The organism is Actinopolymorpha singaporensis (genome assembly GCF_900104745.1).
Classification (GTDB): Bacteria; Actinomycetota; Actinomycetes; order Propionibacteriales; family Actinopolymorphaceae; genus Actinopolymorpha; species Actinopolymorpha singaporensis.
In genome coordinates this window covers 5,643,810-5,665,980 of sequence record NZ_LT629732.1, presented here as the reverse complement: position 1 = coordinate 5,665,980, position 22,171 = coordinate 5,643,810, and the positions used below count along the sequence as shown (strand labels likewise).

Here is a 22,171-nt window from a genome sequence, read left to right as displayed (position 1 = left end):
TGCTCGCGCGACAGTTGCGTTACGGCTCGGTTCGACCATTGACAGCGGCGGAGAGGGGGTCCTACGGTCAGGACCGGAATTCTCCAAGATCGCTGAATCCCTTCCCCCTGGGGGCACCCATGTTCGAGCGTTTTCGCTCCCCCGGCGCGCCGGTGTCCGGTCCCACCCGGCGCGACCTGTTGCGCGGCGCCAGCTTCCTCACCCTCGCCGCAGGCGCGGGTGCCCTGACCGGTTGCTCGGTCTTCCAGGACAGCTCCGACGCCGGACCCGCCGACGCCGCCGACGCCGGCAACGCGGCCGCCGGCAGCAAGCCGAAGCAGGTGCTGCGGCTGGGCTTCAACAACTTCGCCGTCCTCGACCCGCAGGTCATCACCGACGGCATGTGGCTGTCCCAACGGGGCATCTTCGAGGGCCTGGTCTCCCAGAACGACCAGGGCACCGACGTCGTCCCTGCGGTGGCCGAGAAGTGGTCGATGTCCGGTGACGGCCTCACCTACACCTTCACCCTGCGCACGAACGCCAAGTGGTCCAACGGCGACCCGGTGGTGGCGTCGGACTTCGAGCGCACCCTCAAGCGGTTGTTCACCCCGAGCCAGGCCTCGGCCGGCGGCACGACGATGGGCGCCAACTCCTACCAGGCCGCCACCGGCATCAAGGGCGCCTCGGACTTCCTCGCCGGCAGCCTGACCGACTGGTCGAAGGTCGGCGTCAAGGCCAACGGTGACCACGAGCTCGTCATCACCCTGGAGAACCCCAACGCGGGCTTCCTGCTCGGGCTCACCCACCCGTCGATGCTTCCGCTGCACATGGACAGCGTCGAGAAGGACCCGAAGGGCTGGCAGAACGCCGGCAACCTCGTCTCCAACGGACCGTTCAAGCTGTCCAAGTGGACGCAGAACGCCTCGATGGTCCTGGTGCCCAACGAGCACTACTGGGACAAGGGCAAGGTGTTCCTGTCCCGGATCGACATCAACCTGCAGGAGGCGGTGGCCACCGGCACCGCGACCGTGCCGTACGAGAACGGCGAGGTCGACATGGTGGGGATCGCCGACGCCGACGCGATCCGCTTCCAGAAGGACCCCACGCTGGCCAAGCAGGTGCACTCGGTGGAGAAGTACTCCATCGTCTACCTCGCCAAGCTGCGCAGCAAGAATCCCGCTCTGGACGACGTACGGGTGCGCAAGGCGCTGTCGCTCGCTGCCGGCCGGGCCGACCTGGCCAAGATCGGCCCGGGCATGGCGCAGGGCACCTCGCTGGTCGTCGACAACGTGCCCGGCTGGGACTCGAGCCTTGCCATCAAGGACGACGTGGCGCAGGCTCGCAAGCTGCTCGCCGACGCGGGCTACCCCGGCGGCAAGGGCCTGCCGACCGTCCGCATCCTCGCCGGTGTCCAGTCGCCGATCGTCGACGCGCTGGTCCAGGCCTGGCAGAAGAACCTCGGAATCAAGGCCAAGGCCGACATCGTGGAGGCCGGCGTCTACGTCGAGCGCCGGTGGGCGGTGCAGGCCGACGACTACATCGGCTTCTACTTCGGCACGTTCGCCGGCCTGCACACCTGGCCGGTGATGGTCGGCGTCCTGTGGGGACCCAAGGACGTGCAGAAGTTCAGCCTGCCCGCTGCCGACTGGGCGAAGTACCAGCAGGTGGAAAGCGACACCAAGCTCAGCCCGGCCAAGCGCAACGCCCAGCTCGACGCGATGCTGGCGGACAAGGCCAGTCCGGAGTCCAAGCGGCTCGGCCAGCTCGTCGAGGAGGCCTCGGCCACCCGCGACGAGAACGAACAGCTGAAGCTGTTCAAGGAGGCCGCGAAGCTGCGCGACCAGCAGTTCCTCTACGTTCCCTTGTTGTGGAACTCCGCGATGTTCGCCGTCGCGCCGAAGGTGCGTGACCTGCACCTGCGGGCGGCGCCGGACTTCTTCTACTTCAAGGGAATCAGCATCGGGAAGGGCAGTGCATGAGTGAACTGCGAGTCGGTCTGGTCGGTGTCAACACCTCCCATGCGGGGGCGTTCGCGCGGCTGCTGAACGAGCGCGAGGTCGCACCGGGCGCCCGGGTGACCTGGGTCTGGGGCGGTGAGCTGCGTTCGGACCAGCCGGACGCGCCGACGCTGGCCGCGAAGTACGACATCCCCGAGGTGGTGGCCGAGCCCACGGACCGGATCGGCGACACCGACCTGGTGCTCGTCGTCGACGACACCGGCGGCGGTGCCAACCACGTGCCGCTGGCCCGGCCGTTCGTGGAGGCAGGCGTGCCGGCCTTCCTGGACAAGCCGATGGCGGTCGACCTCGGTGCGGCGAAGGAGCTGTTCGACCTGGCCACGGCGAAGGGGACGCCGGTGACCAGCTCGTCGGCGCTGCGGTACGCCGTCGAACTCGCCGCCGAGAAGGACCGGATCGCCGAGCTGGGCGCCCTGTCGTCGGTGGTGAGCGTCGGCCCGGGCGAGTGGTACTACTACGGCGTCCACGCCGTCGAGCAGCTCTACGCGGCCGTCGGTGGCGGCGTGGAGTGGGTGCAGCGGTTCACCTGGCCCGACCGGGACGTCGCGGTGATGTCCTACGCCGACGGCGGACCGACCGCGGTGGTGCAGACGTTGCGCGACGCGGCGTACCGCTTCCACCTCACGATGTACGGCGCGCAGGACATGCACGCCGTCCGGATCGCCGACTTCGACGGGTTCTACGCCGGCCAGGCGCGGGCCGCGGTGGAGATGGCCCGCACCGGCACGCCCCCGATCAGGCCGGAGGAGACCCTCGAGCTCCTCGCGGTGCTGCGGGCCGGCGTGCTGTCGGCCGAACGCGACGGCGCCAGGGTCAGCGTGGCGTCCGTCCTCGCCGGGGACTGAGCGTGTTCGGGTTCGTGGCGTACCTCGGCCGCCGGCTGCTGCGCCTGGTGGTGTCGCTGGTCGCGGTGTCGCTGATCACGTTCGTCCTGTTGCAGCTGGCGCCGGGCAACTTCGCCGACATCCAGCGGATCAGCAGCGGCGCCAGCACCATCGGGTCGGCCGGCACCGAGGACGTCGCGAACGCCTTCAAGGCGCGTTACGGCGCCGACGTCCCGGTCTGGAAGCAGTACCTCATCTTCATGAAGGGCGCGGTCACCTGGGACTTCGGTCCGTCGTACAAGTACCCCACGCTGGACGTCCAGGAGATCATCGCCAAGGCGTTCCCCGTGTCGGCCACGCTGGCCTTGCTGTCGGTGCTGCTGGCGCTGCTCATCGCCCTGCCGGTAGGGGTTTTCGCCGCACTGCGGCAGAACTCCCCGGCCGACCACGGCACGATGTTCCTGGTGACGCTGGGGCACGCGCTGCCGGGCTTCCTCAGTGCGGCGTTCCTCGTGTTGTTCTTCACGGCCACGCTGCACCTGCTGCCCTCCAGCGGGTTCACCGGGCCGCGCAACCTGATCATGCCGGTGCTCGCGCTGGCCATCGGGCCGGCCGCGGTGCTCGCCCGCTACGTCCGGTCGAGCATGCTGGAGACGTTGCGGGAGGAGTACGTCACGGCGGCGTACGCCAAGGGCGGCCCGCGCCGCACGGTCATCGTCCGGCACGCGCTGCGCAACTCCCTCATCCCGCTGGTGACGGTGGTCGGCCCGCTGCTGGCGGGGCTGATGACCGGGACGGTGTTCATCGAGGCGCTGTTCCGCATCCCCGGGCTGGGGCTCTACTTCGCCACCGCGGCCGCCAGCCGGGACATGCCGCTGCTGATGGGCAGCACGTTGTTCTTCGCGGTCATCCTGATGGTCACCAACCTCCTGGTCGACCTGGTGTACGGCGTACTCGATCCACGGATCCGGGCCGAAGGGGGGTGGGGACGATCGCGCTCTCGGAAGGCGTCGCAGCGGATCTCACCGCAGGAAGCACTCTGATCGAACAGGAGCGCCCCAGGGGTCAGTGGGCCCGGGCGTGGGACCGGTTCCGGGCCAACCGGCTCGCCCTCGGCAGCCTGGTGTTCTGCGCGCTGCTGATCCTGGCGGCGCTGGCCGCACCACTGGTCGCGCCGCACCACTACGCCGAGGTCGACTACACCGCACGGCTGGCGCCGATCGGCGCGCCCGGCCACCCGCTGGGCACCGACCTGCTCGGCCGCGACATCGCCGGCCGCCTGGTCTACGGCCTGCGCACGGCGCTGTTCGTGGCGTTCGGCGCGGAGCTCACCGCGCTCGTGCTCGCGCTGCTCGTCGGCCTGGTCGCGGGGTACCGCGGCGGCCGGGTCGAGCAGGGGCTGATGGGCCTCACCGACGTGATGTACGCGTTCCCCAGCTACCTTTTCGCAGTGGTGCTGGTGACCGTGCTGGGCCGCAGCCTGTTCGCGCTGATCCTGGCCATCGGCATCGCCTCGTGGGTGACCCAGGCCCGGCTGGTCCGGGCGCAGGTGCTGACGCTGAAACAGCGGGAGTACGTCGAGGCCGCCAAGGCGATGGGGGCACGCGGCACCACGATCGCGGTGAAGTACATCCTGCCGAACGCGATCGGGCCCATCCTGGTCACCACCAGCTTCGCCATCCCGGCGGCGATCTCGGCCGAGGCGGGCCTGGCCCTGCTCGGACTCGGCGTCCAGCCACCGACGCCCTCGTGGGGCGCGATGATCACCGACGGGATGCGCTACCTGCTGGCCGCACCGCACGTGATGGTCTTTCCGGCAACCCTGTTCGCGTTGACGCTGCTGGCGTTCACCTGGGTGGGCGACGGGCTGCGGGACGCCTTCGACCCGACGGCGGAGCAACGATGACCACCCCGACCCGGGACCGTGCGGACGACCGCCGAGGCCGCTCCGAACACGACGCCCGCTCCGGTCCCGGCTCCGGCCCGGACGCGCCGCTGCTGTCGGTCCGCGACCTGCACGTCCACTTCCGCCGGGGCAAGGAGACCTTGCGCGCGGTGGACGGCGTGAGTTTCGACCTGCACGCCGGCCGGGCGCTGGCCGTCGTGGGGGAGAGCGGCAGCGGCAAGACGGTGACCGCCCGCAGCCTGCTGCGGCTGTTGCCGCGCAACGCGCGAATCGCCGGCGGGCAGGTGTGGTTCAACCACGCCGCCGGAAACCGGGACGGCGACCCGCACGCGGGCAGGGGCGAACGGCCGGGCGGTCGCGGCCGCCGCGACCGGGGTGCCGCCGGCCCGCGCGACCTGCTGCGCCTTGGTGAACGCGAGATGCGGAGGGTACGCGGGCGGGACATCGGCATGGTCTTCCAGAACGCCATGGAGGCGATGAACCCCACCCTCACCCTCGAACGCCAGTTGACCGAACACCTGCTCTGGCACGGGATCTGCGGCAAGGCCGAGGCCCGCGACCGGGCGGTGCGGGCGCTCGGTGACGTCGGCATCCCCGAGCCCGAACGCCGGATCAGGACGTACCCGTTCCAGCTGTCCGGCGGTATGCGCCAGCGGGCGATGATCGCGATGGCGATGCTCACCCAGCCGGCCCTGCTGATCGCCGACGAACCCACCACCGCCGTCGACGTGACCGTGCAGCGGCAGATCCTCGACCTGCTGGTGGAGGTGAAGAACCGCGGCACCGGCATCGTGATGATCACCCACGACCTCGGCGTCGCGCGGTACTTCTGCGACGACGTGGTGGTGATGTACGCCGGGCGGGTGGTGGAGCGGGCGACCACGCCGGAGCTGCTGGACACGCCGCGGCATCCGTACTCCGTCGGCCTGCTCGGCTCGTGTGTGGAGATCGGGGACCGCGGCCGGGCGCTCGCACCGATCCAGGGCGCTCCGCCGGACCTCGCCCGCCGGCCGCAGGGGTGCGCGTTCCATCCGCGGTGCGGACTGGCCGAGGCGCCCCGCTGCCTCACCGACCAGCCACTGCTCCCGATCGGTGTCGGCGGCACGGGCGGCCGGGAGGCCGCGTGCTGGAAGGTGGTGCCCGATGCCTGAGGGCGTACTGGTGCGCGCGGAGAACCTCGGCAAGACATTCTCCACCCCGGCCGGTGACGTGGTCGCCGTCGACGACGTGACGTTCGACGTCCTACGCGGTGAGACGCTCGGTCTGGTAGGGGAGAGCGGCAGCGGCAAGTCCACCGTGGCCAGGCTGCTGATGTGGCTGCAGGAGCCGACGTCGGGCCGGGTGCTGTTCGACGGCACCGATCTGGCCGGCGTGCCCGGCCGGGAGCTGCGTACCGTCCGGCGGCGGATGCAGATGGTCTTCCAGAACCCCTACGGTTCGCTGCTCCCGCACTACACCGCGGCCGGCAACGTCGCCGAGCCGCTGCGGCTGCACAGCATCGGCGACAAGGACAGCCGGCGTGAGCGGGCGAAGCAGCTGCTGGACCTGGTGGGTGTCAACCCGCGCTTTGCGGACCTGTATCCCCGGCAGTTCTCCGGCGGCCAGCAACAACGCATCGCGATCGCCCGCGCTCTGGCACTCGAACCCGAGTTGCTGGTGTGCGACGAACCCACGTCCGCGCTGGACGTCTCCATCCAGGCGCAGATCCTCAACCTGCTCGACGACCTGCGCGAGCGCCTTGGCCTGACCTGCCTGTTCATCTCGCACAACCTCGCCGTGGTGGAACGCCTCGCCAACCGGGTCGCGGTGATGCGGGAGGGTCGCGTCGTCGAGCTCGCGCCGACCGAGGAACTCTTCCGCGCGCCGCAAGACCCCTACACCCGCGCCCTGCTGGGCGCTGTCCTGCCCGTCCGCGGACAGCGCGCGGCCAGCTGACGCCGGCCGGAGGAGGTCCCTCCGTACCGGCCCGAAGGAGGAAGTCACGTGAGTGGCACCAGTCCCGTCGCGGTTGTGCTCGACCCGGAGCTTCGGGCCGCCGCGCATGCCCGGAGCGAGAACGCGTGGTGGTTGTACTCCACGGAGGTCCTGGACCACCTGCGGGTGCCGTACGACGTCATCGACCCGGACGAGGCGGCCGCCCGGCTGGCCGCGGGCGGCACCGTGCTGGTGCATCCGGCGGAGGGCCGGATCGTGAGCCCGGCAGGTGAGACGGCGTTCCCGGCCGACCTGTGGGAGCGCATCGTCACCATCCAGCAGGGCACGCCGGTCGAGCAGGACGGACCGCCCGCACCGGACGGGTCGTGCCCGGTTGACGACGGCATCCTCAAGTGCGACGACGGTCTGGCGCTGTCCTACGACGAGGACCGGGCGATGCCGCCCGGAGAGCCCGAGCTGAGCGGCACGTTCTCCCACACCTACCCGCCGCCGGCCGCCGCGCCGATGTTCCACCGGGCCAGGGCGGACCGGCTCCGGCTGGACTTCCTCCACCTGCTGTTCGACGCCGCCGAGGCGGCCGGGATCGCCGTACCGTGGCTGCACTACTGGCCGGCCGGCGTGCCCGCGGTGGCGCACATGTCCCACGACTCCGACGGCAACAACTCCGAGGCGGCGCTGAGCGCGCTGGAGGTGTTCGACCAGGCCGGCGTGCACGTGACCTGGTGCCACTGCTTCCCCGGCGGCTACCGGCCGGAGGTGGTCGCCGAGATCGCGGCCCGCGGCCACGAGCAGGCGCTGCACTACAACGCGATGGGCGACGCCGACATCGCCTCCTGGGGCTGGCCGCAACTGCGTGCGCAGTACGCCTGGGCACAGGCGATGACCGGGCGCGAGGACATCGTGTCCAACAAGAACCACTACACCCGCTGGGAGGGCTGGGACGAGTTCTTCCTGTGGTGCGAGCGGATCGGCATCCGGATCGACGAGTCGCGCGGGCCGAGCAAGCAGGGCAACGTCGGCTTCCCGTTCGGGTCGTGCCACCTGAGCTTCCCGATCGCGGGCGTACGCGAGCACAACCGCCGGATCGACGTCCTCGAGCTTCCCCTGCACACCCAGGACCTCGCCTGGGCCGGGCACACCGCCATCCGGGACGTCATTCTGACCGAGGCGCTGGACCTGCACGGTGTCGCGCACTTCCTGTTCCACGCCGCACACCTGCACACCAAGCCCGACGTCGCGCAGGCCTGCCGGGACGTGGCCGCGGAGGCCCGGCGGCTCGGCATGCAGTGGTGGACCGCCGAACAGCTCAACGACTGGGAACGCGCCCGGCGCGGCGTACGCGTTGCCGCGGAGCCCGGGGCCGGCAGCGGTGAGCTGCGGATCGAGGTCACCGCGACCGCGGCGGTGAAGGGCGCGGGCGTGCTGGTCGCCGTGCCCGGACTGCGCGAGGCCGACACCGGCGGCACGCCGCGGGTGCTCACCGGCGACGCGACCTGCGCCGTGGTGACCCGGCACGGGCGCCGGCTGCTCGAACTCGCCGCCGACCTTCCGGCCGGGACGTCGGTGTTCACCGTCACCACATCCGGCCGGTCCAGCTGACCACCGGCCGGCCGGGCTGACCACCGGCCGGCCGCCGGACGCGCCGGCCGGCCCGGCCGACCGCCGGACGCTCCGGCCGGTCCGACTGAGGGAGACAACCATGAGCAGTGGGCAACTCGGCCGCCGGGCCTTCCTGCGCCGGTGCGGCACCTCCGCGATGGTGCTCGGCGCGGCGGGAGTCGGTGCGGTCGGCGTACCGGCCCTGACGCCGACCCCCCGCGCCCTGGCCGCGACACCTTCGGCGTACGACTACACCACGCGGGCGACGTACGACACCTTCGACCGTGCCTTCCACGAGAGCGGGAGCTCCGGGCAGCCGGACCAGCCGAACGAGGCCGGCGGCCTGGCGTGGGGCCAGTCGTACGTGCTGGCGAGCTTCCTGCGCATGTACGACGCCTACCGGGACACCTACTACCTCGACCGGTTCGTGCACAACGCCGATCTGGTGCTCGCCAACCGCGACAGCGAGCGCGGCGTCACCGACTACGCCGGACGATCCCGGCCGGCGTGGCGGACGACGAATCCCTACACCGTGGGCATCGCCCGGCTGAGCGACGCCGGCGGCGCGCCGGTGCTGGAGGTACGCAGCGCGCTGGCCTACGCCGACCGGGCGACCGCGACCGTGCGGGCGGGCGAGGGCGGGCGGTTCACCCTCTCGGTGACGAACGCGCAGTACGGCCGGACCGACACCTTCGCCGACGTGACCATGGACCCGGCCGGTCCCGACTACGTGGTCGACCGGGTGTACGACGCGTACCCCACCGGGACCATGGTGACCGTCCGCGACCTGCGGCCCGCGCCCGCGGCGGGCGACCCGCCGGCGCCGGGCGACACCGCGCTCGCCTCCGCGCCGGTCGTGTTCGCCGTGCACACCGGGATGATCAGCTATCCGTTCGCCTGGTTCGCCGCCACGGTGCTCACCGACCCACGCCTGTGCCGCGATCCGCGTTACGCCCGCAAGGCGGAGGAGTACGCCGCGGCGGCACGCGACGCCGCCGCGGTGCACGACGCGGAGTGGCGCGACGGCCCCGACGGCACCGGATGGTTCCAGTGGCCCAAGGGCATGCCGGTCCCGTACGACGGCAACATCCAGCCCATCAACCAGAGCGTGGCACTCGGCCGCACCTACCTCGCGCTCGCCGAGGTCACCCGGGACCGGACCTACCGCGACCGGGCGAGCCGGCTGGCGCGGATGTTCGCCACGCAACTCGAGGTTGACAGCAGGGGCGCGGCGACCTGGCACTACTGGCCGACCACGAGCCGGATGTACGACGGCTACGCCAAGACGGGAAGCCCCGCAACGGACGTGTCGATCTACACCCCGGCGTACGGGTCGGCGGGCCGCGGCGCCCAGCAGTACGAGGACGTGAGCCACGGCGCGATCGAGGTGGACTTCGCGGTCCGGGCGTTCCGGTCGGGGGTGGTCTTCCGCGGTGCGGACATGGCGGCCTTCGCCGCGACGTACACCCGCAACCTCGCCACCACGACACCCGACGGCATCGCCACCACGTACACCCGGGTCGACGGAGGCGGCGGACTTGCCGCGTCCGGGCAGTACCTCCAGGCGCCTCGTTGGATGGCGGTGGCGTGGTGGGACGAGCGGGTGTTCACCAACGCCCGGGCGATCTACGACGACCGGCAGGTTCAGCCGGGCTTCGGCTCGGGCCTGCTGTGTGTGGCCAACCTCAACTGGTACGCCCGCCGCGGCTGACCCCGATACCCGGACGGACAGTAGGGCTGCCGACCGCAGTTGGCCCACCAGCGCTCGAAAAGACAGTAGGGCTGCCGACCGCAGTTGGCCTACCAGCGCTCGAAAAGACAGTAGGGCTGCCGACCGCAGTTGGCCCACCAGCGCTCGAAAAGACAGTAGGGCTGCCGACCGCAGTTGGCTCACCAGCGCTCGAAAAGACAGTAGGGCTGCCGACCCACCCCGCGGAGGTCGGCGGCCCTACTGTCTTCTACGAGCCTAGGCCCTGTCCGACGGACGATGCCCGATCCACGCGCCGTTCTTGCCGAAGTGTGGAGACTTAAGGGTGTCACAGCCCCCGTAAGCCTCCACACTTCCCGGCCCGCCCGAGCAGCGACGTGCTCAGAGCGTGTGCGCCTGGCCGAGGACCTTGCTCACCGCCGCGGCGATGTCGCGTACGTCGTCCTCGGTGCCGAGCAGCGCGGGCTGCGGCAGCCACACGGTGTCGGCGGCGACCTGCTCCGCGCCCGGAACCCGCGGCTCGTCGTACGGGAGGTCGAGCCGCTTGGTGATCGCGGCGATCTCCTCCCGCAGGGCGTTGTTGCGGTGCAGCCCGACGTAACCGCCCGAGCAGGGGACGCCCTCTGCGGCAAGCGCCTGCACGAACTCGTCCCGCTTCCCGGCGACACCCAGCGCGGGCAGGCGCATCAGGAACAGGTGCCGGCCGTGGGCGGTGACGTTCGGATCGTCCGCGGCCACCAGCACGCCTTCCACGTCCCCCAGCAGGGAGCCGAGCAGGCGAGCGTTGGCGTCCCGGGTCGCCTGGGTCGCCGGGTGGTCGCGCAGCTGCCCCGCGAGGATCGCCGCCTGGAACTCGGTCAGCCGCAGGTTGTAGCCCAGGTACTCGTGTTGGTACCACCCGCCGCCGCGGACCCGGCCGACGTTGGCGAGGGCGTACAGGCGTTCGGCGAGCCGGTCGTCGTTGGTCACCATGGCGCCGCCCTCACCGGCACTCATGTTCTTCGACGTCTGGAAGCTGAACGTCCCGAGGTCGCCGAGCGCGCCGACGCGGCGACCCCGCCACTCCGCACCATGGGCCTGCGCGGCGTCCTCGACGATCGCCACGCCGTGTTCGCGGCCGATCGCGGCGAACGCGTCGAGGTCGCACGGCCGGCCGGCGATGTGCACCGGCATCACCGCCCGGGTGCGCGGGGTGATCGCGGCCGCTGCCGCCGCCGGGTCCAGCAGGTGGGTGGCAGGATCGACGTCGGCGAACACGGGGACCGCCCCGACGAGCACCACAGCCGCCGCGCTGGCGATGAAGGTGTACGGCGGAACGACCACCTCGTCGCCGATCCCGACCCCGGCCGCCCGCAGCCCGGCGACCAGGGCGAGGGTTCCGCTGCTCACGCAGACACAGTGCGCCGCCTGCTGGTATTCGGCGAAGTCGCGTTCGAACGCGGCCACCCGCTCGCCGTGCGTGCTGCCCCACTTCCCGGAGTCCAGGACGTCGAGCAGTTCGGCGCCCACCTCCTGGCCGGCCACCGGCCAGGAAGGGAAGGGTCGGGTACGGACGGGAGTGCCGCCCCGGAGGGCGAGCGTGCTGGCCATGGCTGCGGTCACCTCGTGTGGTTGGTCGGGTGGTTCGGTGTGGGGTTCGGGGTGCGGTTGAGCGAGTGGGACAGTGTGTGGAACGGAGCCTGGAACGGTGTGGCGGGCCGTCATGCCGACCACTCCCGGGTGAGCGGGATGCGGGCGGCGGCACCTTCGGCCACGTCGTGGGTGTATCCCTTCTCGAAGTCCTCCGGATCGACGTACCCCCGGATCGTGGTGAGGTCACCGACGTCCAGGACGAGGGTGCGCGCGTCCGGGCGGGTGGCGCCGACGATGCGGTAGACGGCGTTGCGTACGCCGTCGTTGTCGACGTACACGTAGCGGCCCACGACCGAGTCCGGTGCGGCCCGTTCCGGCCCGGAGAAAGGCGAGAGTACGCCGGCCGCACCGACCGCTCCGAGGGTGGCGAGGCGGAGGACGTCACGCCGGCGCGGGCCACGACCGGTTGGGAGCGATTCGGAGACGGCGCCGGGCGCGGAGCTGTCGGTTGGGCCGGAACTGGTCATTGCTGTCTCCTCCGGGCGGGGGACATGCGAGGACGTGCGGCGAAAAGGCTGAAGCGTTCCCAGCGAGCTTGCCGCGTACTGGACTTTAGGTCAAGACCGTATAGATTGTGCTTCGGCCGGACAGTACGCACGCGCGACGGATCCCCTGTGAGGTAAGCATGGTGAGGTACGCATGAGCCAGCCGGACGAGCAGACCCTCGCACTCGACGGCGGCACGCCGGTCCGCACCGCAGCTTTCCCGAGCGTGGGCAACGCGGCGGGCCGCACCCTGGGAGCCGAGGAGATCGAGGCGGTCACCCGGGTGGTGGCCTCCGGCCGGCTCAACAGCACGGTTGGCGACGAGACCCGGCAACTGGAACGCGAGTTCGCCGACTACTACGGGCTCCCGCACGCGGTCGCGTCGAGTTCGGGCACCGCCGCGCTGCACCTCGCGGTCGCCGCCGTCGACCCCGAGCCGGGCGACGAGATCATCACCACGCCGATCACCGACGCAGGCACCGTGCTGCCGATCCTGATGCAGAACGCCGTTCCAGTCTTCGCCGACGTCGATCCGCGCACCGGCAACCTCGACGTGGCCTCGGTCCGCTCCCGGATCACCCCGCGCACCAGGGCGATCATCGCGGTGCACCTGTTCGGCGCACCGGCGCCGGTGGTGGAGTTGCGGGCGCTGGCCGACGCGCACGGCCTGCTGCTGGTCGAGGACTGCGCCCAGGCGTACCTCACCCGCTGTTCCGACGGGCGGCTCGCGGGCACGGTCGGCCAGATCGGGTGCTTCAGCCTGCAGCAGTCCAAGCACATCACCGCGGGCGACGGCGGTCTGTGCATCACCGGTGACGACGACCTGGCCAGGATGATGCGGCTGTTCGCCGACAAGGGCTGGCCGCGCGACACCGACGAGCGCACCCACCTGTTCCTGTCCACCAACTACCGCATGACCGAACTGCAGGCGGCGGTGGCCCGCGCCCAGCTTCCCAAGCTCGCGGGCGTGGTGGCGGACCGGCGGGCCGGTGCGCGGCGGCTCGGTGCCGCGCTCTCCGGCCTTGCGGGATTGGCGATTCCGCCGGACGAGGGCGGCGTGAGCTACTGGCAGTACCCCCTCGTCGTCGACCCGGGCCAGGCCGGCGGCACCTGCCACGACTACGGCAAGGCGCTGGCGGCGGAGGGCATCCCCGCCAACGGCGGCTACCTGACCCGGCCCGTCTACCGGACGCCGGTACTCACCGAACGCCGTACCTACGGCCGTTCCGGCTACCCGCTCCTCTCACCGCCCGCGCGCGTCGAGCCCACGTACGACGTCGGGCTTTGCCCGGAGGCCGAACGCCTGATCGGCGAACGGCTGCTGGTGGTTTCCTGGAACGAGCGCTACACCGACGCCGACGTGGACGACATCGCCCACGCGGTCCGCAAGGTGCACCGCGCGTTCACGTCGAGGTAGTCGGCGCTTCGAGGCGGCGCGGGCTCGCTCGGCAGCGGTCCGGCTCAGGTGGTGGCGAACGCGGCCATCATCGCCATGTCCTCGTGCTCGAGGTTGTGGCAGTGCAGGAGGTACGGCCCGGTGTAGTCGGTGAAGCGCACCGCCACGTCGACGTACTCCGTGGGCCGCAGGTCGACGGTGTCCTTCCAGCCGGCGTCGAAGCGTCCGGGACCACGGTTGCCGCGCCGGACCACCTGGAAGGGGTCGAGGTGCACGTGCACAGGATGGTGCAGGTCGGCCTGGAACCGCCAGATCTCGATGTCGCCGAGCCGTGGCCGGGCGTCCATCCGGCGCGCGTCGAACGGCCGGCCGTTGATGGTCCAGCCCTTCTCGCCGTGCACGTCGCCCCGGGAGAACCGCCACTCCCGCGTGCGCACCGCCTTCGCGGGGTCGAGCTTCTCGATTCTGGCGAGCCTGGCCGGGATCGCGCTGTCGTCCTTCACCCGGCCGGTCACCCGGAACCGCATCACCCGCGCGGTCGGCCCGCTGCCCAGTTGGTTGACCATCGTCACCAGCGTTCCGGGCCTGTACGCCGAGAAGTCCACCACCACGTCGAAGCGCTCGGCCGGGGCGGCGACGATGGTGTCCTGGTCCAGGGGATGTTCGAGCAGGCCGCCGTCCCCGCCGACCTGGACGAACGGCGCGCCCTCCCTGGGCCCGGGATCGAGGGCCAGCCGGTAGCGGCGGGCGTTGGAGGCGTTCAGGATCCGGAAGCGGTAGCGCGCGGCGGCCACCTCCATCACCGGCCACGGCGCGCCGTTGACCAGGATGACGTCGCCCAGAACGCCTTCCATGTAGGCGGAGGTGACGCCCGGCGTCGAGCGGAGCTCCCGGTCGAGCGCGGGGTAGCGGAACGCGCCGTCCTCCTCGAACGCCCGGTCGCAGATCATCAGCGGCACGTCCCGCTCGCCGCTCGGCAGCGGCAGTGCCTGCTCCTCGTCGTCGTGCACCAGGTGGAAGCCGGCCAGGCCGCGGTAGACCTGCGCGCCGGTGAAGTCCATCCGGTGGTCGTGGTACCACAACGTCGCCGCGCGCTGGTGGAACGGATACGCGTAGTCGCGCACCCCCTTGCGTACGTCGCCGGCCATCGAGCCGGTGGTCGGGCTCGCGCCGTGACCGGCGCCGTGGCCGTGTCCCGTACCCGGATTCCAGCCGCCGGCCGGCAGCAGCAGGTCGACGGGATAGCCGTCGTGGTCGGGTGGCGTGTGCCCGCCGTGCAGGTGCACCACGGTCGGCACCGGGAGGGTGTTGCGGTGACGTACGACGGTCCGCCGCCCGCTGCGGCTCACCAGCGTGGGCCCCGGAAACGTGCCGTCGTACCCGAGGATCGGTGTCCTCAGCCCAGGGAGGATCTCCACGTCGGCGACTCGCTGGACGATCTCGTAGTAGTCGGTGGTGGCGTCGCTGCGCAAGGGCTTCTTGACAGCGGGCACCGGCAGCGGAACGGCGTACGGCCGTGGTGTGGGGCCGAGGCTGGTGAGCAGCTGGGCCGTCTGGCCGGTGGTGTCCCGGCCGCAGCCTGCCAGGCCGAAGGACCCTGCGGCTCCCGCCGCACCGGCCGCACCGACCAGACCGAGGAAACCTCGCCTTGACAGCGCTGTACTCATCGACGGTTCTCCTTACGCACTCGGGCCCGGCGTGCGTGCGAACCCGTCAGCCAACAGGTGAAGAGGATCTGCGTGAGGACAAGGCCCACACCGAGGGGGACGTGCACGAGCAGGGTCTGGGCATAGCCGAGAAACACCTGGGTCTCAGCGGCCACCAGCAGCACGGCCGACAACGCCGCCGGCCACCAGCGTCCGCCGCCCCGCCACGCGTACACCAGGGCGGCCGCCAGCTGTACGAACACCAGCGAGGTGACCACGTGTGCGTTCGTCTCGTGCGTACCGAGCGCGCCCACGTTCCCGGTGAGGTAGCTCCCGGCCAGCACGGGCTGGAGAAACATGGCCGCGGTCAGGACAAGCGCGGCGATCCGCAGTGCGAGCAGGGATCGCCGCGGCCGGGTTCCGGGCGTCCGTTTCGCCTCCGTCAGGGTGGTCATGCCTGCTCACCTGCCTTCGGGTGGGACCCGGCCGGAGCGGGCTGCTCGGCAGCGCCCGTGCGGGAACGACCCCGAACGCGCGGACCGCGCCCGGAGCGGCGGGCACCGGACCGGAACAGCCAGACCGCGAACACCACCTGTGTCGTGACGATCGCGACGCCGAGGGGCACGTGCACGGTGAGCCGGCCGGCGTACCCCATGCCGATCTGGAGACCCTCGGCGAAGAACAGCAGCGCGGTGACCAGGACGGGCCAGCCGCGCCCCCGGCCGGGCCAGACGTAGAGCAGTGCGGCACCGAACTGCCACATGCAGGCGAGCATCACCAGGCCGGCGTTGAGCGAGTGGGTGGCGAGCGCGTCGAAGCGGCCGCTGAGGTAGATCCCGGCGAGCAGGGGCTGGCCGACCGCCAGGCCTGCGTGGACGAGCGCGACGAACCGCAGCAGCCACAGCGTGGCCCGCGGCCCGCCCGCGGGGGCCCCCGGCGGACTGGGCCGGGGGCCGGCGGTGAGGACGGCGGAGGGCAACGGACCTCCTCGAGAGTCGGATGCGAACCCGCCCAGGCTATGTGTCGGCTGCCTACATATGAATCGGGTTGTTCCCTGGTCTTCGATGCCCGCCCCCACCCCGGCATCCGCTCAGGGGAATACCGGAGTTCGCCCCTGAGGGCCGTGCCGCGGAGCTGTCCGACAGTGGTACGGATGAGTAGGCTGCGTACTTGTGAAGCCCGACATCGTGCGTGGGCACCTCGACGCGCTGCTGCTCGCGACCCTCGCCGACGGGCCCCTGCACGGCTACGCGATCATCGAGGCCCTGCAGGCCCGCAGCGGTGGCGTGCTCGACCTGCCCACCGGAAGCGTCTATCCGGCGCTGCGCCGCCTCGAACGCGCCCGGTACATCTCCGGGCGGTGGAGCATCGTCGGCGGCCGCCGGCGGCGCACCTACCAGCTCACCCGCGCCGGGCGGCAGGAGCTGGCCCGGGAGCGGGCCGACTGGAGCCGGTTCACCGCGGCGATCGGCGATGTCCTGGGGGAGTCGCGATGAGCGCGCAGATCGACGGATACGTCGGGCGGGTGCGTGCTCTCCTGCCCGGCCCGGCGTCGGCTCGGGCCGGGATGCTGCGCGAGCTTTCCGACGGCCTGTACGACGCCGCCGAAGCCCACGTCCGAGCCGGCGTCCCGGCGGAGAAGGCGCAGGCGCGGGCCGTCGCCGAGTGCGGACCGGCCGAGGACACCGCAGCTGCCTGCCGGCCCGAACTCACCGCGGTACAGGGCCGGCACACGGCGATGCTCGTCGCCGTCCTCATGCCCGGCCTCAACCTCCTGTGGGACGTGCCGTGGATGATCGCGGGCCCGTGGAACGCCCCGCCGAACGGCGTCGTGTCGGCGTTGTCCCGGGTGGTCACCGCGACCGACCTGCTGGGCGGTGGTTGTGCCGTGGTGCTGATCCTCCTCATGGTGCTCGCGGCCCGGCGTGAGCGCCCGGCCACCTCGCTCACCGGTGCGGTGGGAATCATCGGCGCGGTCGCGTTCACGGTCACGCTGAGCTGTTCGGTGGCGATGATGCTCGTCAACGCCGACGGGCCGGGCCAGGCGTTCGCGACCTCCTGGATCGGACTCCTCGTGGGTTCGGTCACCGTCGTCTGCGCGTGCCTGCTGGTCCGGTCACTGGTGCGGTCGCTGTGGTCGGCGTTCGCCGCCGCCCGTACGCCGTCGGGTCCCGCGCCGGCTGGTATGGAGCACGTGGGACGAGTGGAACGGGTGGGACGGTGACGACTGTCCTCGGGCGCCGTAGCGACGACGATCCGATCGGTGCGTACGTCACCGCCCTCGGCAACGCCCTGCGCGGTCCGCGCGGCGCCCGGCGGGACGTCACGACCGAACTCGCCGACGGGCTACGGGACGCCGCCGACGCCTACGTCGAGGCGGGGATGCCCGCGCGGGAGGCGGAGGCCAGGGCGGTCCGCGAGAGCGGGCCGGTGGAGGACGTCGCGGTCGCGTACGCACCCGAGCTCGCGGCGGTCCAGGGCCGGCGGACGGCCGCGGTGTGCGCGCTGTCCATGCCGGCGACGGTTCTTGCCTGGGGACTGACGTGGAGTGCGGAGGTGCCGACCGGCGGTCACCGGTGGCGGCTGGGCGTTCTGTCCGACCTCACCGACTGGGCCGGTATCGCCGGCGGGGTCGCAGGCTGCGTCCTGGCCGCGCTGCTGGTGGTGTCGGCGCGCCGGGTGGTTCCGGTACGGCTCCTCCTCGCCCTGCTGGTCCTACTCTGCGGCGGGGCGGTGCTGGTCTCGACCGTCTGCGCGGTGGTGATGAACGTCGCCAACGCCGAGCGGATCGCGTGGATGCTGGCCGGCTCGACGCCCGCGGTCGCGCTGTCCCTGGCCACCGGAGTGGTCTCGGCCTGGCAGCTGGGTTCGCTGTGCCGCAGCGCCAACCTCGCGTTCCGCCGCGGCTGACGCCTCAGGCCCCGAGTTCGTCGAGGACGGCGGTCACCGCGAGGTTGTGGAAGCGAGGCCGCAACCGGGGCATCGTGCTGGCGTCGCGTTCGGGGTGGACGCGGTTGGTGAGAAGGGCGACGTAGAGCCCGAGCTCGGGATCGACCCACAGGCTCGTGCCGGTGAAACCCGCGTGTCCGTACGCCGACCTGCTCATCAGGTCGCCGGGGAGTGTCGACAGCAGGTCGTTTCCCTGCCAGGCAAGGGATCTGCGGAGGTTCAGGTGGTCGGTCGCCGGCCTGGTCATCACCGCGAGCGTACGCGGCGCCAGCAGCCGGCCGTACTCTCCGCGGCCGCCGCGGACGAGCGCCAGCCCGAGGCGTTCGACGTCCGCGAGGGTGGCGAACAGTCCGGCGTGTGCGGAGACCCCGCCGAGCACCTCGGCGTTCTCGTCGTGCACGGTGCCCTGGATCAGCCGGCCGCGCCAGGCGCACTCCTCGGTGGCCGCGGTACGGCGCCAGCGTTCCCGCGGCGGGTTGTAGGTGAGGTCGGCGGCGCCGAGCGGCTCCGCGACGTACTCGCGTACCAACGTGTCCAACGGCCGGCCGGCGGCGGCCTCGGCGACCAGGCCGAGCACGATGAATCCCTGCGAGCTGTACTCCACCCGGGTGCCCGGCCCGCCGCGCAGCGGAAGGTCGCGGACGGCGGCCAGCAGGCCGTCCCGGTCGGGGTGGTCGCGGTAGAGACGCTGCCCGCCCGGGATACCCGAGGTGTGGGTCAGCAGGTGCCAGACGGTGAGGTCGGCCTTGTCGGTGCCTGCGTAGTCGGGCAGATGCATGGCCACTGTGTCGGTGAGCGCGAGCAGGCCGCGTTCGACCAGGGCCATCACCACCAGCCCCGCGACGGGTTTGGTGAGCGAGGCGAGGTCCCAGCCGGTGTCCTCGGCCACCGGGTCGCCGTCCCACGCGAGGGTGCCGAGGTGGCCGCGACGGACGGGTCCGTCGGCGGTGCCGGCCGACCAGGCTGCCCCGGAGAACACCCGGTCCGCGCGGGCATGCTCCAGAAGGGCGGTCAGTGGTTCGGTCGGCGGCGGGGTCACGGCGTCGGCTCCGGGTCGGTGTGGAGGGAAGGTGAGCGGTGCGACCTCACGGCGTGTGGTCGCCCTCCTTCTCGTTGCGGCGGGCGTAGTGGAGGACCCGGTCGAGGTCGACGTCGACGCCGAGGCCGGCACCCCGGGGCACCGGCAGGCTTCCGTGGGACAGTTCGATGCGCTCGGTCAGCACGTCGCCGTCGGCGAGGTAGTACATCGCGTCCACGGCATGGTCGAGCCGGTCGAGGGCAGCGGCGACCTGGAGATGGCATGCGGTGGAGATACCCAGTTCGCCGCCGCTGTGGAAGTTCAGGCCGAGACCGAACGTCCGGCAGGTGGCGGCGAGGTTCATCGTCGGGCCGACGCCACCCCATTTGTGCACGTCGGCGTGGATGATGTCGACCGCACCCATCCGCACCGCCGGGGCGAGGTCCTCCTCGCGTACGACACACATGTTGGTGCACAGGGGAGTGGCGATCTGCGCGCGCACCTGCGCCATCCCCTCCAGGCCCGCGCACGGGTCCTCGAGGTACTCCAGGTCGAGAGTGTCGAGCCGGCGGCCCGCCCACACCGACTCGGGCACCGACCAGACGGCGTTGGGGTCCACCCGCAGCGCGGTGTCGGGCAGTTTCTCCCGCAACGCCTCCATCACCGACACGTCGAACCGCGCGTCGGTCGAGCCCTTGAACTTCAGCGCGGTGAACCCGTGCTTCGCCACGATCCGGGCGGCCTCGTCGGCCAGCGCGGCCGGCTGGTCGGCGCGGGCCACGTCGCCGGCCGCGCCCCGGGTGAGCAGGCCGGTGAGGGGTACGACGTCGCGGACCGCGCCGCCGAGGTGCAGGTGCAGCGGCACCCCCGCGGCCTTGCACGCAAGGTCGAGGAACGCCATCTCCAGCCCGGCCAGCGCGCAGTAACCGATGTAGCCGTAGAAGAACGGCACCATCGCGCACGTACGCCGGACGGCCGCGCTCGCCCGCGGGTCGGCACCGACGAACTGGTCCCTGATCCGCTCGACCAGTGCCGCCGTCGGCCGGCCGTGCATGGTCTCGCCCCAGCCCTCCAGCCCGTCGTGGTCTCGGACGCGGATCACGGTGCGGGTGGTGCCGGCCTTTGCCTCGAAACTGCTGGCGAACGTGGTCGTCAAGGGGACGTTGACAACCCAGACGTCGATGTCGGCGACGCGCATCAGTCTCCGTTCCGCAGGTGCCACTCGTGGAACCGTGCCCGTGCCGACCGCGGCGGCGGGCGGGTGGCCTGGTGTGCCGCGAGCCGACCCTACCGAAGATCAGCCGCTTGTCAGGACAGGCGTACGGGAAGGCGTTCCACGCCCCGGATCAGGCTGCTGTGCCGCCAGCGCACCTCGCCGGGCTCGATCGCCAACGACAACTCGGGGAAGCGGTCGAGGATCCGGCGGAACGCCACCTCCGCCTCCAGCCGGGCCAGCGGGGCGCCCACGCAGTAGTGGATTCCGTGGCCGAAGGCCAGATGGCCGCCGCCCCGGCGGGTGACGTCGAGCCGCCCGGCGTCGGGGAACCGGCTCTCGTCGTGGTTGGCCGAGGCGAGCGACACCAGCACGAACTGCCCGCGCGGGATCTCCACGTCGCCGAGCCGCACCGGTTCGGAGGTGAACCGCATGGTGGCGAGGTTGATCGGCCCGTCGTAGCGCAGGAACTCCTCGACCGCACCGCCCACCAGAGACGGGTCGGCGCGCAGCCGGTCGAGCTGGTCGGGGTTGCGCAGCAGCGCGAGGACGCCGTTGCCGATCAGGTTGACGGTCGTCTCGTGCCCGGCGACGAGGAGCAGGAACGCCATCGCGATCAGCTCGTTCTCGTCCAGCCGGTCGTTGTCGTCGCGGGCCTGCACCAGGCCGGTCAGCAGGTCCTCGCCTGGGTTGGCGCGCTTGGCCGCGATCAGCTGGCTGAGGTAGGCGGCCATGGCGTACGACGCGGTGCGTACTTCGTCGTCGGTCGGGTCGTCGGCGAGCACCACCGCGGACCAGGCGCGGAAGTCCTCGCGGTCCTCGAAGGGGACGCCGAGCAGTTCGCAGATCACGGTCATCGGCAGCGGGAAGGCGAAGGCGTCGATCAGGTCGACCGGCTCACCGTCCGCGCCGCGGGCGGCCATGGCGTCGAGCAGCTCCTCGGTGATCGCCTCGATCCGGGGTCGCAGCGCCTCGACCCGGCGGGAGGTGAACGCCTTGTTGACCAGCTTGCGCAGCCGGGTGTGGTCGGGCGGGTCCGAGCTCAGCATGTGCGCCCGCAGCGCCTCGGCGAAGACCATCTCGTCGCCGAGCTGCTCGGGGTCCATGTACTGGTCCAGAACCCGGCCGTTCTTCAGCAGCCGGGGATCGGCGAGCGCGGCGCGGGCCTCGTCGTACCTGGTCACGATCCAGGTCTCCCAGCCGTGCGGGAGCACGACCTTGCGGGCCGGCCCCTCCTCGCGGAGCGCCGCGTGGACCGCCTCCGGATCCTGGAAGTAGCCGGTGTCCAGCGCCGGCGGCGGGCCGCCCGACTCCGCGGTGAGCTCCGTGGTGGGCGCGGTGCGCGTCGAGCCGACCACTCCTGGCTTGGTCATGTGAGTCCTCCCTCGTGTGCCCGGCAGCTCCAGGCATGACCTGGCCCGACCGGCGGTCCGGGGCGCCTGCCGAGCCCCCGCACAGGATGAACGTCCGAGCACCTGCCCGTGATCCTGCGTGAGGAGGAAATGTCCGACCGTTCGGATGGCCGGTGGGTCGGGCCGCCGGGCGCGGCAATCCGGATGCGACCGGATGGCGGGGCCGCTATCCTCGGCCTGCCCGGGCGGCCCGACTCCGCGGAAGCACCGGAAGCCCCGGAAGCCCCGGACGAAAGGACCCAGCGCATGCGAGCCAGCACCCCGTCCTCGACCTCCGGTGTCGTGACGAGGGGTACGTCGGCGGCCAGTCGCTGACCTGCCGGGCTCCGTCCTGACCGGCGGCGAGTCGTCTCGCCTGCCGGTGCCCGACCGCGTTCCCGCGTTCCGCGTTCGCCATCCGCGTTCGCGCGCGCTCGCGCCCTGTCGACTCACTCGACGCCGGAGGGCTGTC

Annotated in this window: 20 protein-coding genes; 12 read left to right on the top strand and 8 right to left on the bottom strand. The window is 71.8% G+C overall.

Annotated elements, in window-relative coordinates:
- Positions 1-119 precede the first annotated feature (119 nt).
- The 8 genes from BLU27_RS25310 to BLU27_RS25275 all read left to right on the top strand — a co-directional run bounded on the left by BLU27_RS25310 (position 120) and on the right by BLU27_RS25275 (position 9,972).
- Positions 120-1,958, top strand: coding sequence for a peptide ABC transporter substrate-binding protein (locus BLU27_RS25310; RefSeq protein ID WP_157728799.1), 1,839 nt, complete (start codon positions 120-122; stop codon positions 1,956-1,958).
- Positions 1,955-2,842, top strand: coding sequence for a Gfo/Idh/MocA family protein (locus tag BLU27_RS25305; protein ID WP_092656111.1), 888 nt, complete (start codon positions 1,955-1,957; stop codon positions 2,840-2,842). The genes BLU27_RS25310 and BLU27_RS25305 overlap by 4 nt, the downstream gene beginning before the upstream one ends.
- A gap of 2 nt (positions 2,843-2,844) precedes the next feature.
- Complete coding sequence (locus tag BLU27_RS25300) at positions 2,845-3,864, top strand: ABC transporter permease (RefSeq protein ID WP_092656110.1); 1,020 nt, start codon at positions 2,845-2,847, stop codon at positions 3,862-3,864.
- Complete coding sequence (locus BLU27_RS25295; RefSeq protein WP_092656109.1) at positions 3,804-4,727, top strand: ABC transporter permease; 924 nt, start codon at positions 3,804-3,806, stop codon at positions 4,725-4,727. The genes BLU27_RS25300 and BLU27_RS25295 overlap by 61 nt, the downstream gene beginning before the upstream one ends.
- Positions 4,724-5,878, top strand: coding sequence for an ABC transporter ATP-binding protein (locus BLU27_RS25290; RefSeq protein WP_092656108.1), 1,155 nt, complete (start codon positions 4,724-4,726; stop codon positions 5,876-5,878). Before BLU27_RS25295 ends, BLU27_RS25290 begins: the two co-directional genes overlap by 4 nt.
- The gene (locus BLU27_RS25285; RefSeq protein ID WP_092656107.1) at positions 5,871-6,662 is read left to right on the top strand and encodes an ATP-binding cassette domain-containing protein; all 792 of its coding nucleotides are present in this window, start codon (positions 5,871-5,873) and stop codon (positions 6,660-6,662) included. Before BLU27_RS25290 ends, BLU27_RS25285 begins: the two co-directional genes overlap by 8 nt.
- A gap of 48 nt (positions 6,663-6,710) precedes the next feature.
- Positions 6,711-8,261 carry a hypothetical protein gene (locus tag BLU27_RS25280; protein WP_157728798.1) on the top strand — a complete coding sequence of 517 codons (1,551 nt, stop codon included), beginning with the start codon at positions 6,711-6,713 and terminating at the stop codon, positions 8,259-8,261.
- 100 nt (positions 8,262-8,361) lie between these two features.
- Positions 8,362-9,972 (top strand): hypothetical protein, encoded by a 1,611-nt coding sequence (locus BLU27_RS25275; protein WP_092656105.1) that lies wholly within the window; start codon positions 8,362-8,364, stop codon positions 9,970-9,972.
- A gap of 378 nt (positions 9,973-10,350) precedes the next feature.
- On the opposite strand, the gene BLU27_RS25270 is transcribed toward BLU27_RS25275, so the two are convergent.
- Together BLU27_RS25270 and BLU27_RS25265 are read right to left on the bottom strand one after the other, a co-directional pair.
- Positions 10,351-11,559, bottom strand: coding sequence for a DegT/DnrJ/EryC1/StrS family aminotransferase (locus BLU27_RS25270; RefSeq protein ID WP_092656104.1), 1,209 nt, complete (start codon positions 11,557-11,559; stop codon positions 10,351-10,353).
- A 110-nt stretch (positions 11,560-11,669) separates the two neighbouring features.
- Positions 11,670-12,068, bottom strand: a complete 399-nt coding sequence (locus tag BLU27_RS25265; RefSeq protein WP_092656103.1) for a ubiquinol-cytochrome c reductase iron-sulfur subunit N-terminal domain-containing protein — start codon at positions 12,066-12,068, stop codon at positions 11,670-11,672.
- A gap of 172 nt (positions 12,069-12,240) precedes the next feature.
- Here BLU27_RS25265 and BLU27_RS25260 point away from each other — a divergent pair, with 172 nt between their 5' ends.
- Positions 12,241-13,503, top strand: a complete 1,263-nt coding sequence (locus tag BLU27_RS25260) for a DegT/DnrJ/EryC1/StrS family aminotransferase (RefSeq protein WP_092656102.1) — start codon at positions 12,241-12,243, stop codon at positions 13,501-13,503.
- 44 nt (positions 13,504-13,547) lie between these two features.
- Here BLU27_RS25260 and BLU27_RS25255 read toward each other — a convergent pair whose 3' ends face one another.
- Genes BLU27_RS25255 through BLU27_RS25245 form a run of 3 tightly spaced genes read right to left on the bottom strand, consistent with a single transcriptional unit; the run spans position 13,548 to position 16,107 of the window.
- Entirely contained in the window at positions 13,548-15,149 is a 1,602-nt protein-coding gene (locus BLU27_RS25255; RefSeq protein ID WP_092656101.1) for a multicopper oxidase family protein, read from the bottom strand.
- Positions 15,146-15,583, bottom strand: a complete 438-nt coding sequence (locus BLU27_RS25250) for a hypothetical protein (protein WP_092656100.1) — start codon at positions 15,581-15,583, stop codon at positions 15,146-15,148. Before BLU27_RS25250 ends, BLU27_RS25255 begins: the two co-directional genes overlap by 4 nt.
- Positions 15,580-16,107: a hypothetical protein gene (locus BLU27_RS25245; protein WP_197681573.1), complete on the bottom strand. Its 528-nt coding sequence runs from the start codon at positions 16,105-16,107 to the stop codon at positions 15,580-15,582. Before BLU27_RS25245 ends, BLU27_RS25250 begins: the two co-directional genes overlap by 4 nt.
- A 193-nt stretch (positions 16,108-16,300) precedes the next feature.
- On the opposite strand from BLU27_RS25245, the gene BLU27_RS25240 reads away from it, so the two are divergent.
- The 3 genes from BLU27_RS25240 to BLU27_RS30035 are packed head-to-tail and all read left to right on the top strand — an operon-like array spanning position 16,301 to position 18,038.
- Positions 16,301-16,624 (top strand): helix-turn-helix transcriptional regulator, encoded by a 324-nt coding sequence (locus BLU27_RS25240; protein WP_092656099.1) that lies wholly within the window; start codon positions 16,301-16,303, stop codon positions 16,622-16,624.
- Positions 16,621-17,352 carry a hypothetical protein gene (locus tag BLU27_RS25235; protein WP_092656098.1) on the top strand — a complete coding sequence of 244 codons (732 nt, stop codon included), beginning with the start codon at positions 16,621-16,623 and terminating at the stop codon, positions 17,350-17,352. The genes BLU27_RS25240 and BLU27_RS25235 overlap by 4 nt, the downstream gene beginning before the upstream one ends.
- Complete coding sequence (locus BLU27_RS30035) at positions 17,349-18,038, top strand: permease prefix domain 1-containing protein (RefSeq protein ID WP_197681572.1); 690 nt, start codon at positions 17,349-17,351, stop codon at positions 18,036-18,038. Before BLU27_RS25235 ends, BLU27_RS30035 begins: the two co-directional genes overlap by 4 nt.
- Before the next feature lie 4 nt (positions 18,039-18,042).
- On the opposite strand, the gene BLU27_RS25225 is transcribed toward BLU27_RS30035, so the two are convergent.
- The 3 genes from BLU27_RS25225 to BLU27_RS25215 all read right to left on the bottom strand — a co-directional run bounded on the left by BLU27_RS25225 (position 18,043) and on the right by BLU27_RS25215 (position 21,681).
- Entirely contained in the window at positions 18,043-19,116 is a 1,074-nt protein-coding gene (locus tag BLU27_RS25225) for a serine hydrolase domain-containing protein (RefSeq protein ID WP_241827627.1), read from the bottom strand.
- Positions 19,117-19,162: 46 nt separating this feature from the next.
- Positions 19,163-20,293, bottom strand: coding sequence for a mandelate racemase/muconate lactonizing enzyme family protein (locus tag BLU27_RS25220; protein WP_092656096.1), 1,131 nt, complete (start codon positions 20,291-20,293; stop codon positions 19,163-19,165).
- Positions 20,294-20,403: 110 nt separating this feature from the next.
- Positions 20,404-21,681, bottom strand: coding sequence for a cytochrome P450 family protein (locus tag BLU27_RS25215; protein WP_092656095.1), 1,278 nt, complete (start codon positions 21,679-21,681; stop codon positions 20,404-20,406).
- Positions 21,682-22,171: the final 490 nt, after the last annotated feature.